The sequence below is a fragment of the Chloroflexota bacterium genome, assembly GCA_034717495.1.
Lineage (GTDB): Bacteria > Chloroflexota > Anaerolineae > JAAEKA01 > JAAEKA01 > JAYELL01.
This window is the reverse complement of the sequence record JAYELL010000053.1, coordinates 62,302-79,362: the sequence shown is the minus strand read 5'-3', so window position 1 is coordinate 79,362 and position 17,061 is coordinate 62,302. Positions and strand designations below refer to the sequence as shown.

18 protein-coding genes are annotated in these 17,061 nt (G+C 57.1%); 10 read left to right on the top strand and 8 right to left on the bottom strand.

Translation table 11 applies throughout. The features are described from left to right. From U9R25_10540 to U9R25_10525, 4 genes are all read right to left on the bottom strand, one after another. Window positions 1-355: hypothetical protein (locus U9R25_10540; GenBank protein ID MEA3336338.1), on the bottom strand; the 355-nt coding region annotated here is incomplete at its 3' end. A gap of 81 nt (window positions 356-436) precedes the next feature. Next, window positions 437-1,189: a glycerophosphodiester phosphodiesterase gene (locus tag U9R25_10535; protein ID MEA3336337.1), complete on the bottom strand. Its 753-nt coding sequence runs from the start codon at window positions 1,187-1,189 to the stop codon at window positions 437-439. A 43-nt stretch (window positions 1,190-1,232) separates the two neighbouring features. After that, window positions 1,233-1,577: a type II toxin-antitoxin system PemK/MazF family toxin gene (locus tag U9R25_10530; GenBank protein ID MEA3336336.1), complete on the bottom strand. Its 345-nt coding sequence runs from the start codon at window positions 1,575-1,577 to the stop codon at window positions 1,233-1,235. Then, window positions 1,564-2,010: a hypothetical protein gene (locus U9R25_10525; protein MEA3336335.1), complete on the bottom strand. Its 447-nt coding sequence runs from the start codon at window positions 2,008-2,010 to the stop codon at window positions 1,564-1,566. Before U9R25_10525 ends, U9R25_10530 begins: the two co-directional genes overlap by 14 nt. 85 nt (window positions 2,011-2,095) lie before the next feature. Between U9R25_10525 and galE the strand changes: the two genes are divergently transcribed. Then, window positions 2,096-3,073, top strand: coding sequence for a UDP-glucose 4-epimerase GalE (gene galE, locus U9R25_10520; protein MEA3336334.1), 978 nt, complete (start codon window positions 2,096-2,098; stop codon window positions 3,071-3,073). Window positions 3,074-3,092: 19 nt separating this feature from the next. Next, window positions 3,093-4,241: a galactokinase gene (gene galK, locus U9R25_10515; GenBank protein ID MEA3336333.1), complete on the top strand. Its 1,149-nt coding sequence runs from the start codon at window positions 3,093-3,095 to the stop codon at window positions 4,239-4,241. A gap of 84 nt (window positions 4,242-4,325) precedes the next feature. On the opposite strand, the gene U9R25_10510 is transcribed toward galK, so the two are convergent. The 4 genes from U9R25_10510 to U9R25_10495 form a co-directional block, all read right to left on the bottom strand. Next, on the bottom strand, window positions 4,326-5,345 hold the full coding sequence (locus U9R25_10510; GenBank protein ID MEA3336332.1) for an ATP-binding protein: 1,020 nt from the start codon (window positions 5,343-5,345) through the stop codon (window positions 4,326-4,328). 140 nt (window positions 5,346-5,485) lie between these two features. Further along, window positions 5,486-6,172 (bottom strand): response regulator transcription factor, encoded by a 687-nt coding sequence (locus U9R25_10505; GenBank protein MEA3336331.1) that lies wholly within the window; start codon window positions 6,170-6,172, stop codon window positions 5,486-5,488. Window positions 6,173-6,294: 122 nt separating this feature from the next. Further along, the gene (locus tag U9R25_10500; GenBank protein MEA3336330.1) at window positions 6,295-6,732 is read right to left on the bottom strand and encodes a hypothetical protein; all 438 of its coding nucleotides are present in this window, start codon (window positions 6,730-6,732) and stop codon (window positions 6,295-6,297) included. A 156-nt stretch (window positions 6,733-6,888) separates the two neighbouring features. After that, on the bottom strand, window positions 6,889-7,875 hold the full coding sequence (locus tag U9R25_10495; protein ID MEA3336329.1) for a D-glycerate dehydrogenase: 987 nt from the start codon (window positions 7,873-7,875) through the stop codon (window positions 6,889-6,891). Window positions 7,876-8,322: 447 nt separating this feature from the next. Here U9R25_10495 and U9R25_10490 point away from each other — a divergent pair, with 447 nt between their 5' ends. The 8 genes from U9R25_10490 to mnhG all read left to right on the top strand — a co-directional run bounded on the left by U9R25_10490 (window position 8,323) and on the right by mnhG (window position 16,802). Beyond that, the gene (locus tag U9R25_10490; GenBank protein MEA3336328.1) at window positions 8,323-9,321 is read left to right on the top strand and encodes an HAD hydrolase-like protein; all 999 of its coding nucleotides are present in this window, start codon (window positions 8,323-8,325) and stop codon (window positions 9,319-9,321) included. A 136-nt stretch (window positions 9,322-9,457) separates the two neighbouring features. Further along, window positions 9,458-10,531 (top strand): DUF3179 domain-containing (seleno)protein, encoded by a 1,074-nt coding sequence (locus U9R25_10485; protein ID MEA3336327.1) that lies wholly within the window; start codon window positions 9,458-9,460, stop codon window positions 10,529-10,531. Window positions 10,532-10,820: 289 nt separating this feature from the next. Next, entirely contained in the window at window positions 10,821-13,757 is a 2,937-nt protein-coding gene (gene mbhE / locus U9R25_10480) for a hydrogen gas-evolving membrane-bound hydrogenase subunit E (GenBank protein ID MEA3336326.1), read from the top strand. A 7-nt stretch (window positions 13,758-13,764) separates the two neighbouring features. Beyond that, window positions 13,765-14,097, top strand: coding sequence for a sodium:proton antiporter (locus tag U9R25_10475; protein ID MEA3336325.1), 333 nt, complete (start codon window positions 13,765-13,767; stop codon window positions 14,095-14,097). Between the two features lie 12 nt (window positions 14,098-14,109). Then, window positions 14,110-15,609, top strand: coding sequence for a proton-conducting transporter membrane subunit (locus U9R25_10470; GenBank protein ID MEA3336324.1), 1,500 nt, complete (start codon window positions 14,110-14,112; stop codon window positions 15,607-15,609). 2 nt (window positions 15,610-15,611) lie between these two features. Beyond that, window positions 15,612-16,091, top strand: coding sequence for a Na+/H+ antiporter subunit E (locus tag U9R25_10465; protein MEA3336323.1), 480 nt, complete (start codon window positions 15,612-15,614; stop codon window positions 16,089-16,091). A gap of 25 nt (window positions 16,092-16,116) precedes the next feature. Continuing rightward, window positions 16,117-16,392 (top strand): monovalent cation/H+ antiporter complex subunit F, encoded by a 276-nt coding sequence (locus U9R25_10460; GenBank protein MEA3336322.1) that lies wholly within the window; start codon window positions 16,117-16,119, stop codon window positions 16,390-16,392. 47 nt (window positions 16,393-16,439) lie between these two features. Continuing rightward, window positions 16,440-16,802, top strand: a complete 363-nt coding sequence (mnhG, locus tag U9R25_10455) for a monovalent cation/H(+) antiporter subunit G (GenBank protein MEA3336321.1) — start codon at window positions 16,440-16,442, stop codon at window positions 16,800-16,802. Window positions 16,803-17,061 lie beyond the last annotated feature (259 nt).

Genomic DNA, 17,061 nt, shown 5'->3' with positions numbered 1-17,061 from the left:
CAAGTTTGCTCGGCGGCCCTGGTGGGAAAGGGGTTGCAGTTGGCGTGGGAGTCGCTTCTGGTGTCGCGGCGGGTGTCTCAGTTGGTCCGTCAGTGGGCAAACTGGTTGGCGTGGGTGTCGCAGTGGGAGGAGAAGGAGTTGCCGTATCGGTGGGCGCAGGTGTGCGCGTCCGGGTTGGCGTGGGCGTCGGTGTCGGGGTACCACGCCCACAAGCCTGCAAGGCCAGACTTGCGGCACCGCTGGCGAGCAGGATGAGAAAATGGCGCCGGCTCTTCAGCGAAATCAAACCTGGCGCTATCCAATCACCCTCCACTGACAGATCTTCCCTGCCTGGCTTCGGTTCTGTTTCGTTCATAATCTACCTCGGCGCCATTCGGCAGTTCCGTCAGAATCGCCGCGCAATGCCGGGCGCTATTATAACACAGTTAGCAGGGGATCATGAACGACGTCCCAGTGCTTTGACCGTGGATGCTGGATCATCGCTGAGAACGGCATCACAACCCAACAGTCTGTAGAGCCAGAGCCGGGCATCGGGGTTGGGATCCAGGGGTGCTACCAACTGGCCTCGTCGATGGGCAAGCCAGGTGTAGAGGGGATTCAGAAGCAGGATCGGCCATAAGGGTCCGAGGAATTGAGCCTGTGGATCGGGCCACACCCCGGAGAGGGTGATGACACCGAAGAGAATATCCGGGGCAACACTGTGCACAGTTTTCAATCGGTCCAGGCTAAAGGAAAGCACGATCGTGCGCTCTCTCAAACCCATCGCTGCCAGCTGATCGGCCAACCGGCAACAGACATCCTTTTCCAGGAAACGATCTGTCTTCAGCTCCAGAGCCAGAGGAATGTCTTCGGGAAGGATCGCCGCCAGATCGCTGAGGGCGGGGACACGTTCTGCTTCGAAGCCAGGCATGTTATAAAAAGCGCTGAGGGTCTTAAGCTGAGGCAGGGTCATGCCCGCTACCGGCCCAGTGCCGTCGGTCGTGCGGTCCACTGTGGCATCATGAATGCAGACAAAAACCCCGTCCGCCGTGAGATGCAGGTCGGTTTCGATAATATCGGCGCCGTCGGCCAGGGCCTGACGAAAGGAAGCCAGGGTGTTCTCCGGGCAAACGACCTTGTTGCCCCGATGGGCCATCACGTAGGGTCTGGGCTTTCCAGGTATTACAAGTGGTCGTTTTTTACCTGCCATCGCCACTTCTTTCCCGAATTGGGATGCACTGTATTTGCCCCGACTACTGCAAATCGAACAATGCTCTCAATCTGCTTTTTACGATTTCTTGCTTTGTCTCAGGTAGTTGTCCCAATTCTCGTTGGATGATATTGACAGTCGCGGTCATCATACGATGCAAACGCAAGGTTGATGAAACTCGTAAACCTGAAGTCTCGAAATCTTCGTCATCAGTTGCTATCAAGATGTCGGTTGCCAATATTTCTTCTGGAATCCGGCTTGTGATAAACGCCAAGACTACATGCCTATATTGACCGATTGGTTCAGTCAGACACACCGCTGGACGAACCTTGCTGCTGGACAAATCATCAAATGGAAAAGGCACAAGTACGACTTTATACTTCGTCATTGAATGGTTCCCCATCAGTTATGGAATAAATATCTTCTTCTGGCTCAGCCAGGAATGCAAATGCAGGGTTACGCGATGCCACTTGCAGCCACGAAATCTCACCTATTTCATCATCCAGCGGTGACAAAACTATAACCCTTACGCGCCTGGGGCCGGAAAACGGAAGGGAACCGTCCAGTTTTAGCTGACTATGCTCATCAACTGTGCCTGTCATTTCTATTGCAGTCATAGGAATTTCCATATCACTACCTCGCATACTGATGTAAAGGACTTTCTCTTCCCCAGTATAACCGAATAGTTCTTTCGCTCCAAGCTTATCAAAAGCGCGTGGTTCATTTTGTTTTGCCAAAAAGAACAGTGAGAGAAGCTGGCGCTCACTCAGGATGAATTCCCGTAGCCCTTGGCAGTAGCCGCTTGGAATCCTCCGTGACAATTGGGGCCACCTGCTATTTGACCCCGCTGCAAAGCTGGTGGATAATCTATGAGAAGCCACACAAGGAGATTCGAAGGAGACTCGTATGATAATTCTGGTGACAGGCGGTGCCGGTTATATCGGCAGCATCGTCGTGGAACAGCTTGTCGGCAAGGGCCAATCGGTTATCGTCCTGGACAACCTCTATCAGGGCCATCGAAAAGCCGTGCATCCCAATGCAGTGTTCGTGGAGGGCGACCTGGCAGATCGCGCCTTGGTGGACTCGGTGATGGCCAAACACCGGCCTGAGGCAATCATGCACTTCGCCTCCCACACATTGCCGGGCGAGTCCATGGAAGAGCCATTCCTCTATATCGGCGAGAACGTCACCAATGGCCTGAATCTTATGCAGAGCGCGGTTGAACACGATGTGCGCCGCTTCATCCTCTCCTCTACTGCCAATCTCTTCGACGATCCAGAGCGCATGCCCATCGACGAGCAGGAGCGGATCATCCCCGGCAGCCCTTACGGCGAATCCAAGTACATTCTCGAGCGTTTTCTCTACTGGCTGGATCGAGTCTATGGATTGCGCTATGGAGCTCTGCGCTATTTCAACGCCTGTGGCGCTTCCGCCGAGCGCGGAGAGGACCACAACCCGGAGCCTCATCTCATTCCACTGGTACTCTCGGTAGCCCAGGGGAAACGTGATAAGATCGTGATCTTTGGCGATGACTATCCCACGCCCGACGGCACCTGCGTCCGCGATTACGTGCATGTCCTGGACCTGGCCCAGGCGCACATTCTGGCGCTGGAAGCGCTCGATCAGGGCAGCCGCACCTACAATCTTGGAAACGGCCAGGGATTCAGCGTAAAAGAAGTGATCGAGGTGGCGCGTCAGGTTACCGGCCATGCGATTCCGGCTGAGATTGGACCCAGGCGTCCGGGTGATCCAGCTGTGCTTGTCGCCAGCAGCGAAAAGGTACGGCGGGAATTGGGCTGGGATCCCCAGCATCCTGATCTGCGCGACATCGTCGAGAGCGCCTGGCGCTGGCATCAGGCTCATCCCACTGGCTACACCGACTGACTCCGGAAAAGGAAAATTCATGAACTGGCAGCAACAGGTTATCGAGGCCTTTGTGCAACGATTCGGAGAAGCGCCAGCTGCGGTCGTACGCGCGCCAGGCAGGGTAAATCTGATCGGCGAACACACTGACTACAACGATGGATTCGTTCTGCCCATGGCCATCGACCGGGCCATCTGGATCGCTCTCCGGCCACGCACCGACGACCGTGTCCAACTCGCCTCCCTGGATTTTGACGTCGAAGATGGCTTTAGCCTCAATAATCTGGTGCAGGGCAATGGCTGGCTCGAGTACCCGAAGGGAGTCGCCTGGGCCCTGCAGGAAAATGGCTATGAACTCATGGGATGGGAAGGGGTGTTAACGGGCGATGTTCCTCGCGCGGCAGGCCTCTCCTCGTCGGCTGCTCTTGAATTGGCTACGGCACGCTCCTTTTCCGAGGTTTCCGGCTTTCCCTGGGAAGCGGCCCCCATGGCGACGCTGGCCCAGTTGGCAGAGAACCGGTGGGTGGGGGTCAACTGCGGCATCATGGACCAGATGATCTCCGCTGCGGGTAAACAGGACCACGCCATGTTGATCGATTGCCGGTCGCTGGAATCGACCGCTGTCCCTTTACCGCCAGACACCGCCGTGGTAGTGCTGGACACAGCCACCCGCCGCGGCCTGGTGGACTCTGCCTATAATGAAAGGCGCTCCCAGTGCGAGGCGGCAGCCCGCTTCTTCGGCGTGCCGGCATTGCGCGATGTTTCCCTGATCGAGTTCGAAGCCCGAGCCGACGAACTGGACGATCTGACCCGTCGAAGAGCCCAGCATGTGATTACGGAAAACGACCGCACGCTGCAAGCGGTCGAGGCCATGCAGGCCGGCGATGCCGTAGAACTCGGCAGGTTGATGGATGCCAGCCACGCCAGCCTGCGGGATGATTTTGAAGTGTCCAGCCCTGAATTGAACACCATGGTAGAGATCGCCCGGCGACAGACGGGATGCTTCGGGGCCCGCATGACCGGCGCTGGCTTCGGTGGCTGCGCCGTGGCCCTGGTTCACTCGGACACTGCAGAGGAATTTGGAGAGTTGGTTGTCCGGGACTACCAGACAGCCACCGGGCTTTCCCCCAACATCTATATCTGTCACGCCACCAACGGCGCGGAGGTGGTGGGCGAGAGCAATTCGTAAGTAAGATCAGTGTGGAGTTCGCATCCTCAGATGCGAATGGGGAATGCATGGCACTTCAGCACAGGCTGGAGTTCACGAACATCGTCAGTGGATCGACCCGTCAGCGGGAAGCTCGATCAAAAAGGTGGTGCCCTCACCTGCCCGGCTGGTGACCGAAATCTGCCCGCGGTGGGCCTGCACCAACTGCCTGGTAATCGCCAGGCCCAATCCGCTGCCAGCGCCGCTGCTGTGGGAGCGGGAAGGATCCGCCCGCCAGAAGCGATCGAAGATATAGGGGAGATTCTCCGGCAGGATTCCCTCTCCGGTATCGGTAATCCTGATAGAGACCGCCGCTGGCGTAGCCATGGCTTCCAGGATTATCTTACCGCCCGCTGGCGTATGCCGCAAGGCATTGGATAACAGATTACTCAAGGCCTGATTGAGCCGCCCCTCATCAGCCATGATTCGCAGGGAATCGATGGAGTCGCTCGTACCCGGATGTGTAACCACCTCAATGTCAACCCCTGCCGCTTCTGCCTGACCGACGAAGCTCGTTCGGACATCCTCCAGAAGCTCACCCACCTCGACATCCTGCCATGCCATAGGCAATTCCCCACTTTCCGCCAGGGAAAGGGTGCGCAGATCCTGCACCAATCGCGCCAGGGCCCGGGTTTCCTCCAACGTTGCACCCACGTGCTCATCGGTCGGCTCATAAATGCCATCCAGGATTCCTTCCAGGTTGCCCTGAATGATCTGCAGCGGTGTACGCAACTCATGAGCCACGTCGGCGGTCAGATTTCGCCTTCGTTGGTTTTCCTGTTCCAATTCCTCGGCCATGTGATTGAACGACCTGGCGAGTTGCCCGAATTCGCCCGGACCTGTTTCCGAAACTCGGGCGCTTAGATCGCCGGCAGCCACTGCGTCGGCAGCGGCCATCACATCGGTCAGCGGCGTAGCATACCGGCGAAACGCGGTCGATGCGAACAGGATGCCCACAAGAGGCAGGATCAGTGCAAGGCCGCAGGCGCTCAACCAGACAAGAATAGCGACCTGATCTCCGCCGCCAAACAACCTGGTGAAGAGAAATGCCAGCGCAGCCATGCCTCCCAGGAACAGAATGCTCATGAAGGCCATGAACAGAAGAAAACGCAGGAAAAAACGACGGCGGGTTCGTCTTGAGGTGTTTCGCCATCGCGGGAATCCATGCCGATCCTGTTTCCAGGGTTGCTTCGACCAATGGTTCCGCTGTTTATGCCAGGGCACGACTACACCATGTCACTGAACTTGTAACCAATGCCGTAAACGGTGAGCACGTAACGAGGATCAGCTGGATCGGCCTCCAGTTTCTGCCGCAGGTTTTTTATGTGGGCATCGACGCTTCGCTCGAATCCCTCGTAGGCCACCCCATGAAGCCGGTCCAGCAATTGGGCCCGGCTGAATGTCTGACCCGGATGCTGAGCAAGCGTTGCCAGGAGATTAAACTCAGTCCGTGTAAGGGGAATCGTTTCCCCTTCCCGGGTCACCCGGTGGCCGTTCAAATCAATTTCCAGTCCTCCGGCCCGCACAAGACCCGGCTGGTGCACCCCGCCCCGCACTCGCCGCAGCACCGCCCGTACACGAGCTACCAGTTCCCTGGGTGAAAAGGGTTTGCTGATATAGTCGTCAGCACCCAACTCCAGGCCGATCAGGCGATCAGTCTCTTCGACCCGCGCGGTGAGCATGATGATGGGAACATCCGATTCCTTGCGCAATGCACGGCAGACATCCAGCCCATCCATGCCGGGCAGATTCAGATCCAGTACGATCAGGTCGGGACGGCTGTGACGCGCCTGGGCCAGTGCCATGAGTCCATCCCCCGCAACATGCACGAGAAAACCGCTGCGCTCAAGGTAATCGCGAGCCTGTTTGGCGATCTTTGGTTCGTCTTCTACAACGAGGATAGTTGCGTTCATGATTTTTCGTCGGGAATATAGATATCTGCCGGGAGTCGAGGTTGTTGTACCACGGCTCCCGGCAGTTGGCAAAGGGATTCGTTTACATGCGTTGCCGCACAATCGGAACCCCTTGCAGCGATTTACTGCTCTGACACGATCTCGACGTCGGCCGGGACTCCCGGCTCGGTTGACTCAGGTTCCACCGTAGGCTTCTCTTCGGCTTCCCAACACCAGGGTGGCCTACCCCAACCGCGCTCGTGCATCTGTTTGAACCATTTCTCTGCGTCCGGACCACCCGCCGTTTTCATTGCCTTGTAGCGGAAGCCCTTTCCCAGAGCCATGAAGAGCAGAAACAAGAGCCCGATGCCCAGGAGCAGAGCGAACCCTCCGGAGCCAGATCGCCCCCCTGCCATCATGGCATAGGGCAGCATAGATCCATCACCACCACCGGCAGCCAGTTGGCCCATCATGTAACCCTCGGTCCAGGCATCCTGGCGAATAGCCGAAGCGCCAAGGACCAGGAACGCGATGACGAAAAAAGTCGTTAGTAGCACCATGGGAATTCGTCTGTGTTGCATCACTATCTCCTTTCTTTGTAGCACTCCCTCTTTCTCTTGAGAAAGTGCATCCGTCGTTCTGGAAATAGTGTCCCACAGACCTGTGAAGAAACTGTGAACATCTGGCGCAGGTGTGATGAGGATTCGAATGACCGCCCACGCGCGGCAAACGATCCGTCAACCGTATACCTGGGGATTGACACAATTCGGCAGGCGCTGACCGTTTAAGCCGGCCAGGAGGTTATCAGCTGCCATTTCCGACATTTTGCCGCGGGTCGCTACACTGGCGCTGGCGATATGAGGCACCACGATCACATTTTCCAGGGTCAACAGAGGATGGTCGGGCGGGATCGGCTCCGGTTCTGTGACATCGAGGGCTGCATAGCCAATCTGACCTGAGCGCAACGCCTCGAAGAGCGCATCGTGATCGACGGTAGGGCCGCGCGATGTATTGATGAGCGCAGCCGTAGACTTCATCTTCGCCAGGTTTTCGCTGCCAATCAGATGATAGGTCTTATCGTTGAGGGGCGTATGGATCGACACGAAATCTGAACGGCGCAGCAGGGCGTCGAGATCGGTGCAATGCGCGCCGATCTCGACAGCGTAGGGATCATCCTCGCAGAGCGGATCGTAGAAAAGGATGGTCATCCCGAACCCGGTGGCCCGTCGTGCCAACGCCCTGCCGATCCGGCCAAAGCCAATAATACCAAGGGTGGCTCCAGCCACGTCCTGGCCCAGTAACAAAGTCGGGCCCCAGGTCTGCCACTTGCCGGCCCGGGTATATCGATCTCCCTCCACAACGCGCCGGGCAGCCGCCATTAACAGAGCAAAGGCAAAATCTGCCGTGGTTTCGGTGAGCACACCGGGGGTGTTCCCTATTGGAATGCCCCGGCTGGTTGCTGCTGCAACGTCGATGTTGTCGAAACCGACCGCGTAGTTACTGATCACCTTGAGGCCCGGTCCTGCGGCCTCCATAACTTCGGTATCCATCCTGTCGGTCAGCAATGAAAGTACGCCATCGACCCCTCTGACCCTTTCCAGCACGATCTCTCGGGCCGGTGGCAGTTCCCCGGTCCAAATATCGGCATCGCATTGCTCCCTGATCGCCGACAATCCTTCCTCCGGAATAACGCGCGTTACGAAAACTTTCGGTTTGCCTGCCATTGTCGACTCCCTTTGCTACGAAAAACCTTTGAAAAGCAACTCGATGTTGTCCGGTTCCGCATTCTATCAGGAGTAGCACCCGACGTCAACGTTCCAGAATCGCCTCGGTAATTTCCAATAGTACGAATCCACGTGCAGGAGTCTAGTTTATTGCCCCCTCCCCTCCCAGATTGGGAGGGGGCCGGGGGGTGGGTCACAGGCGTCATATTGAGTGTGCCGTGATCTTCGGGATCAGCGGAGTGGATGCGCAGCATCCCTGGGAACCGACCCGGAGAGGGTGAGCGTCAGCCGAACTCGGTCAGACACCTGCGGCGTGCTTCGCAAAGACCGGCAACAGCCTGCGTAACGCCAGTTAAGAAGTGATGGAAGTGCCTCTTTTGACAAGGAAAGAGGTCGCGGCTATAGTCAACAGGATCTTTCGCCTTGCAGATAGCCAAGGAAACCGCCATGCCAGTTTTGAAACGCCCGCTCAGCATTCCTGGCCTTGGGTCACTCCCAGAGGATTCCGACCTCATCCCTTTGGCGCGTTCCAGCGATGGCACCTTCGCCATCGCTGAAAAGGGTGTTCAAGCGATACTTGCGACCGGCGACCGGCGGGTTGAATTCATCGCTTTCGAAGATCACACCCTGGCATATGTCAGGTCAGCGCTGGGATATCCGGCCTATTATCCCGTTCACCCTGTTGGCCTGGAGCGACCCGTCCAGGCGGTTCTCATGGACCTGGATGGCACCAGCGTGCGCAGCGAGGATTTCTGGATCTGGATCATCGAACAGACCACAGCAAGCCTTCTGGGCAATCCTTCCTTTGAGTTGGAGAACGCGGACCTGCCCTTCGTTTCAGGGCACAGTGTGTCGGAGCATCTGCAGTATTGCCTGGACAAATACTGTCCCAACCAGGCTCTTGAGGTGGCCCGAACCCTCTACTTCGAGCATACCCATAGGGAGATGCAAGCCATCCTGGCGGGTGATGGGCGAAGGGATGCCTTTCTGCCCACGCCGGGGCTCAAACAGTTCCTCCTGGCTTTGAAGGCCCGCGGTATCAAGATCGGCCTGGTAACCTCGGGGCTCTATGAAAAGGCATACCCGGAGATTCTCTCGGCCTTTCGCGCCATGGATTTGGGCGATCCACGGGATTTCTACGATTCTATCATCACCGCAGGATTCCCCCTGCGACCGGGGCAGGTTGGCACCCTCGGGGAGCTGTCACCCAAACCCCACCCATGGCTGTATGCTGAAACCGCACGCGTGGGACTGGGCATGCCGTTCGAAAACCGCAACAGCATCGTCGGCATCGAAGACAGTGGTGCTGGCGTCTGCGCCATTCGACTGGCCGGCTTTCCGACGATCGGCATCGCGGGCGGCAACATCCTGGAGAGCGGAACACGCAGTCTTTGCCAATACTTCGTGGAGTCGCTGGAGGAGATCCTGCCGTTGCTGGACTCCTGATGAGGCCTCCCCCTTTCCCGACTCCCCTGCCTGGATGGCACCTCCGTGTAGGCGCCTTTACCGACCAATAGCACCTTTTCAACTATCATGGGATGAGAAGGAAGCGCATCATGATAGTTGATTGGAGAAACGTGCTATGTCTGGAAAGTGGAAATGGATAGCGGGGCTGGCGATCGCATCCCTTGTGATTTCAGCATGTGCCGCAGCGTCGGTTTCAGAACCGGTGGGAGAAGTTGCCACCGGTGAATCTTTGCAGCAGAATCCGCAAGAGGAGCGTCTTCTCGTTGTCACGCCAACCCCTGATGCGCTGCCACCCCCCAGCAATCAGTTGAGCGACGGCGAGTATCGCTGGAGTCAGCTGCTGAGCCGGGACGCCATCCGACCGGTCTACGAACCGGAGTTCGTGGCAGCAGAACAGGCTCCCTACGACGACGATGAGTTGGTCATCGGTGTCGAGATCAACGGCGATGCCAAGGCCTATGCCATAGGCCCCCTTAACAGCCGCGAAATGGTCAACGACGAGTTGGGTGGCAGGCCTATCCTGGTAACATGGTGACCTCTTTGTTATACCGGCATCGTGCATGACCGGACAATCGACGGAGAAATCTTCGTTTTCGGCAACCAGGGCGGCCTATTCATGAATGCCATGACCTGGTTCGATCATCAAACAGGCAGCGTCTGGAGCCAGGTGTGGGGGCAGGCCATCGCAGGCCCTCTCAAAGGCACGACCCTCGATTTGATTGCCGCCGCCATCGTGCCGTGGGACACCTGGAAGAGCCAACACCCCGAGACGCTGGCCATGACAACTGGCAAGAGTGGAGGTTTTTCCCGAACAGAGCCTCTTTCCGGCAACTGGGTTGCGGGTATCGTTCTTGGCGAGCACAGCAAGGCATTCGACTTCAGGGCACTCGTTCGGCAAGGGATTGTCAACGACTTCGTCGGGCCGTTCCCGGTCGCCGTCATTGCTGACAGGGATACCCGCGACATTCGTGCCTATCTCCGACAGGTTGACGAGAAAGTATTGACCCTGTCGTTGACTGATGATGGTGAGACCCTGGTGGATGGGGAAACCGGCAGCCAATGGCGTTTGCTCAACGGATTGGGCCTGCAAGGCGAGCTCCAGGAAGAAGCCTTGCTGCCGATCCCTTATATCTCATCCTTCGACTGGGCCTGGCTGGATTTTCATCCCGATAGTGAGATCTACCGGTAGGTAGCGAATTCCGCAACCCGTCAGACCAGACTGGGCCAGTCTCGGGACTTGGCCAGACTCCTTTCGCATCTGAGGATGCAAACTCCGCGGCAAACGCCCACGGACACCCGCCTTCGCCTGCACCCCGGAGGGGCCCGCGGGGATCTGGCAGAAGCAGTCCAACTTCGATCATAAATTGGACTGCTTTTTCCTTGCAATTCCCTTGTTGCAAATCGATTACCCATGGTATACTTTTAGTTGTATGTTTCACGCAAGCACGAGCAATGAACACACGCGGCCGGAGTGATTCTTGTCCCCGATCCTGATGCTGCCGCTGATCATCATATTTGCCGCGGCTGGTGTCGCAGCCCTCTTTGGACTTCCGCGTCTCAATCGCCGACTGACCATTTCACAACAAAGCTGGCTGCTGTCCCTGGCCCCCCTCGCGGCCTTCATCATCCTGCTTCTGATGCTTCCGGAAATCAACGCAGGGAAAATCCTCATATGGCAGGTGTCCTGGATTCCGTCCCTGGGTCTGAGCTTGGGTTTCTACCTGGACGGGCTTGGCATGCTCTTTGCCTTGCTGGTCACATTCATCGGCATCTCGATCATCATTTACACCGGCCAGTACTTCAAGGGAGACCAGGAAGCCTGGCGCTTTCTCGTTTACATCCTTCTCTTCATGGGTTCCATGCTGGGCCTTGTCATGTCGGGAGATATCATTACCCTTTTCATATTCTGGGAAGGAACCAGCATCACATCCTATCTTCTGATCGCATACAAAACTGATTCTGAGGAGGCCAGGAGGGGCGCATACAAGGCACTGGTCATCACCGGCGGTGGTGGTATTGCCCTGCTGGCCGGACTGCTGTTTGTCAGCTATGTCGCCGGCGGCACCGACATGGTCACCATTCTCAACAGCGGCGACATCTTGCGAAGCAGCGCCCTTTACCCCGTAATGCTCGCCCTTGTCGCCTTCGGCGCATTCACCAAGAGTGCCCAGGTTCCGGCTCATATCTGGCTGCCCAGTGCAATGAGTGCACCAACGCCTGCCAGCGCCTTCCTGCACTCGGCAACCATGGTCAAGGCTGGGATTTTTTTGATGGCGCGCATGAATCCATCCCTGGGCTTCACCGAGGCGTGGTTCTGGCTGCTGACCATTGTGGGCATGATCGCCATGGTTGTCGGCGCCTACCTTGGCCTGAAACAAAACGACCTAAAAGCCCTGCTGGCCTACTCCACCATCAGCCAATTGGGCATCCTGATGATGTTGATTGGCCAGGATGATGCATCTGGCTTCAAGGCGCTGGTGATCGGCGTTTCGGCCCACGCACTCTACAAAAGCGCCCTCTTTCTGGTCGTAGGCATCGTCGACCACGAAACAGGCACCCGCGATCTGCGCCGGCTTGGCGGCCTGGCCAGGGTCATGCCCTACACCTTTGTGATTGCCTTCATCGCCGCGCTTTCCATGGCCGGTCTGCCGCCCATGTTTGGATTCCTGGCCAAAGAGACCCTGCTGGCCAGCTCCTTGCATCCATCTTTGCCGCCGATTGTCTCGCAACTGTTCACAGCCTCCGTGGTGTTTGCCGGCGCCTTCATGCTTGCCCAGGCAGGCATGCTGGTGTGGGACACCTTCATAGGCAAACCGAAGGATCCCACCATCCATGGCCACGAAGCGCCGTGGGCCATGCTGCTGGCACCGGCGATCCCGGCTTCACTCTCCCTGATCATCGGACTTCTGCCTGGGCCCAAAGAAGAAGCCATGTTGCTCGCCAATGCCGCCACAGATGCGTTCGGGGCGCCCGTCAAGGTGTCGCTGACCTTCTGGCACGGCCTCAACGTGCCATTGCTGCTCTCCGGTGTGGCTATTTCCCTTGGGTTCTTGCTCTTCCTGTTTCGTGACAGCGTGCGAAGCTTTCAGAATCGCGCGCCGGCCTGGTTCAGTTTTGACACTATCTACGCATGGGTAATGGCCGCCATCGACCAGCTTGCCTATTGGGCAACAAGAATGCAACAGGGCCATCTGCGCACCTACATGGCGATCGTGATCGCCGGTACCGCCCTGTTGACAGGGCTGTTCGGCGGCCTCCGTCTGCTTCCAAACACTTCCGAGCTTGGGCCGCTGGGGTCCACAGTTGAATTCGAGTTCTGGTTACTACAATTCTTTGTCTTGCTTCTGATCGTGGGGGCCTCTCTGGCAACTGTAGTGCTGCAGCGCGACTTCTACGCCATCCTTGCCCTGGGCGCATCGGGGTTAAGCATGGCTGTTCTGCTAGTACTGGAGCCGGCACCGGATGTAGCTCTTGTTCAGATCGTGGTTGACATCCTTTCTGTCGTGATTCTGGTACTTGCCCTTACCAGGCTTCCCCTGCTGCAACGTCGGCAGGCTCAGGATCTACGAAGGCGAGTCGGCATTGCGCGGGGCCAGGTTCTGCGCGACATGGTGCTCTCCGCCGCGATGGGCCTGATCGTCACCATTCTTGCCCTGGTTGCCCTGGTCTCTCGTCCGAGAGAGAGTGACGTGACGCCCTTTTACGAGGCCAATGCCAAAGCCATGACAGGCGCCACCGACATAGTAGGCGCCGTAGTGGTCGACTTTCGCGCCCTGGATACCGTGATGGAGATCGCTGTCTTCGCTATGGCTGGTTTTGGAATCTATTCGCTGCTGCGTTATGCCGCTCGCACCCATGGCGACACCCGCTGGCGCCAAACGATAATTCCGTTGGCCATAAGGAGTCTTCCAACCTCTGGCATCGGCGGTTTGCCAGTGTCGTCCTTTATCAGGGTGCCCGCTTTTGTGACATTGCCCCTCTCCATCGTGTTGGCCACTACCCATCTGATGTTCGGCCACGATCAACCAGGAGATGGCTTCACAGCAGGTGTGATCGTAGGCCTGGCCATGGGATTGTGGTATGTGGTATTTGGCTTCGATGAGGCGCAGCGGCGCTTGCGCTGGGTGCGACCCGGGCTCTACATCGCCTGTGGTCTACTGTTGGCAGTGATCAATGGGGCGATTGCCGCCATTCTCACCGGTAGTTTTTTGGGCAACGAAGACTACGGCAAATTAGTGGGCCTGCACCTGCCCGGTTCTTTCCACATCAGTAGTTCCTTCATTTTTGAACTGGCCATATTCATTACAGTCATCGGCAGCGTCGCCTACATGTTGGGTACCCTGGGACATCCGGAGTTCCAGGACGAAGAAAGTGAGCAAGACTTGCAGGAAATCGGAGAAATACAAGGGAGTTAATGGACAAATGGAACTGCTCACCGCCCTGGCCATTGGCGCTCTTTTTGCCATCGGCATGTTTCAGATCTTGCGCCGCAACATCATCCGATCGGTGATCGGCCTGATCATTATCGGCAACGCCATCAATCTCTTTCTGCTGTCGACGGGTGCCTATGATGCCCTGGGCCCCGCCTATTCCACGGTTCCGGGAACGCGCAGCGGTGCCCTGCCGCAAGCACTGATTCTGACAGCTATCGTCATCAGCATGGGCAGCGTGGCATTCGTCCTGTCCATGCTCTATATCATTTCCGCTCGCTACGGCACCAGCGACATGGACGAGTTGGACGGGTTAAAACATTAGTCCCGAGCAATCATGACCGGTCATCTGTTGTTATTACCCATTTTCATACCGTTCGTCGGCGCGGCGATAGCATTGCTGCTGCGCAAAAACAACCGCCGCGAGGCCACATGGTCGCTGATTGCCATGAGTGCATCTTTGCTCGCCAGCATTCTGTTGTTCGCCGTCGTGTGGCGAACTGATCAGCCGCTGGTCTTCCAGTCAGGGAATTGGCCGGCGCCCTTCGGCATCACCCTGATAGCCGATCTTCTGGCAGCTATCTTTGTGGTCATGATCCAGCTGGTCGTCGTGATGGGTATCGTCTATGCCATTGGTTCCAGGGACAGCGTGGTTCGTTATCCCGCTTTCTACGTGCTGTTCCTGATGCTCGCAGCAGGCCTGACAGGTGCTATCCTGACGGGTGATCTCTTTAACTTCTACGTTTTTGTCGAGCTTGTGCTGATTTCGGGATCTGTGCTGACCGCTATCGCGGACCACCAACGCAGCACCGAGGCAGCCTACAAGTACATGTACCTCAGTCTACTGGCCTCCTTTTTCATTCTGCTGGGAATTGGAGCCCTGTATGTGTCCTACGGTACGCTCAACATGGCCGATCTGGCGGCACAGATCAGTACCCAGGGCAACCGTCTGTTGCTGATGCCTGCCATCGCACTGCTTTTCGCCGCCTTTATGGTCAAGAGTGCGATTTTCCCCTTTCACTTCTGGCAACCCGATCTGTACATGACGGCACCGACCGCCGTTGGCGCCGTTCTGTCATCGGTCGTTGGCAAGCTCGGCGTGTACGGCTTTCTGCGAATGACCACCCTGTTGTTCGTGGCCCAGGCGCCACAGATACGCAGCTTCCTGATCGTTCTGGGCGTGGCTGGTGTGATTTTCGGCGGCCTTTCGGCCATTGGCACCAACGATGTCAAACGCATGCTGGCTTATTCCTCCATGGCCCAGATTGGCTTCATCACGGTGGCTATAGGTTGGGGAACGGAAGCAGCCCTTATGGCGGCCATCGTCTTCGCCTTCAACCACGCGCTGATAAAATCGGCCATGATCATGATCGCCGGCTTTGTGGCCAGTTGGACGCCCGGCAAGTCCGCCGCCTTTCAGACCCTGTCCGGTGCAGGAAGATCGCTGCCTGCAGCCGGCGTGCTGTTTTTCATAGGGGGGTTGGCCCTGTCGGGCATCCCGCCGACCAACGGCTTTATCAGCAAGATGCTGCTGTTTGGCAGTGGTATCGATGGAGCCTACGATTGGTCGCTGTTACTGATTGGCCTGGCCAGCATTCTCACCCTGATCTACACGGTCCGAGCGTTCAATCGCATCTGGTGGCAAAAGGCAGCAAGCCCATCGGAGGTGGACGTTGAGTGTCCACCCGCGGGTGATCGCCTGATCGCACCTGCGTTCCTGATCGGCTGCGTATTGGTTCTGGGCATTTGGGCTCAACCACTGGTTCGAGCTGCAGAAGAAGCCAGCACGTGGCTGGGCGATCCAGGTATCTACATCCGGGCAGTTCTGGGAGGTTAACCATGAGCTACCTCATCTTGATAGCGCTGTTTACACTCACCTATCTGGCGCTCACCTCGAATTTCAGCCCCGGCAACATCCTGCTTGGGCTGCTGATGTCCTGCATTATCATCGCCCTGTGGCGGCCGAGACGCCGCAATGCCAGCCTGCGGGATTGGCTGGTCGCGGGCGTCTCGCTGGTCCGCTACATCGCCATATTGATCTTTGACCTGGTAGCCAGCGGCATTCAGACGGCCCGTATCGTTCTGGATCCCCGATTGCCGATTCATCCAGGTATCATCGCCATTCCCTGTGTCAACGATACGGAACTGAACATGGCGCTTAGTGCCCATGCCATTACATTGACGCCCGGAGAGCTGGTGGTCGAAATCGATGGGGATGGCATCATGTACACCCATTGCCTCGATACAAGCCGGACCGAAGAGAATATCTCCGACGCACAGGAAATGCGACGGGAACTGCTGGATAAGATCATTCCGTAAAACACAGCCAGAAGGACACCCTTTCATGGAATCCATCCTTATCGTCGTACTGCATGCCGCCCTGGTCATCCACATCGTCATGATCGCCATTGCTGTCTGGCGCGTCTGGCGCGGGGAGGATGTAATCGATCGCCTCATTGCCACCGATCTGGTGACCACGCTCATGCTGGCCGTGGTGATCCTGGTTGCCTTGATTCTACGAGACAGCATCTACATCGATGTGGCTCTGGGATTAGCAGCCCTGGGCTTCATCGGCACCCTGGCCCTGGCCAAGTATGTAGCAGATGAGCAGATGTTCTAAATCATGTCACGATGTCAAGATGCCATGACATAGTAATACAAGTAAACATGGACCAAACACTACAACTACTTACCATCGTCGTCGTGGTTATCGGCACCTTCTTTTCGGTGGTAGGCATCCTGGGCTACCTTCGGTTTCCCGATGCCTACACCCGGCTGCACGCAACTGGCAAAGTCGGGGTCTTTGGCGTGGTGTTGCTGCTGGTTGCTGCGGCCTTCTGGACACCCCTGGGATGGGCCAAGGCGCTGCTTCTGATCATCCTGTTGATGATGGCGGGACCCGTTTCCGCCCACGCCATAGCATCTGCGGCATACCGCGTCGGCATCCCTATGGCCGAAGGATCCAGGGATGACCTGGCGCCACTGGTGGAGCATCCCCAGACCGTTTCGCCCCTCAAACAAGAACCGTAGGTAATGGTGAATTCCACTCCGATGCTCTTCACCAAATGGGATATGGGTCGCCTGGCGCTATTCCAGCCTGCGCAACTACATCAGTGGGGTGTCGAATTCCACCGGTTTAGCTGCAAAATGACCCAAGTCACATTCATTTGACAAGCTCGGCCTTCTTTGCTATCCTTAGTTATGTCAGGAAACTGATCGTAAAGACAGGATCCCTTCAAACCGTCTCAAAACCCTCGCATGGTCGATGCTGGCGAATCCGGCCGGGACG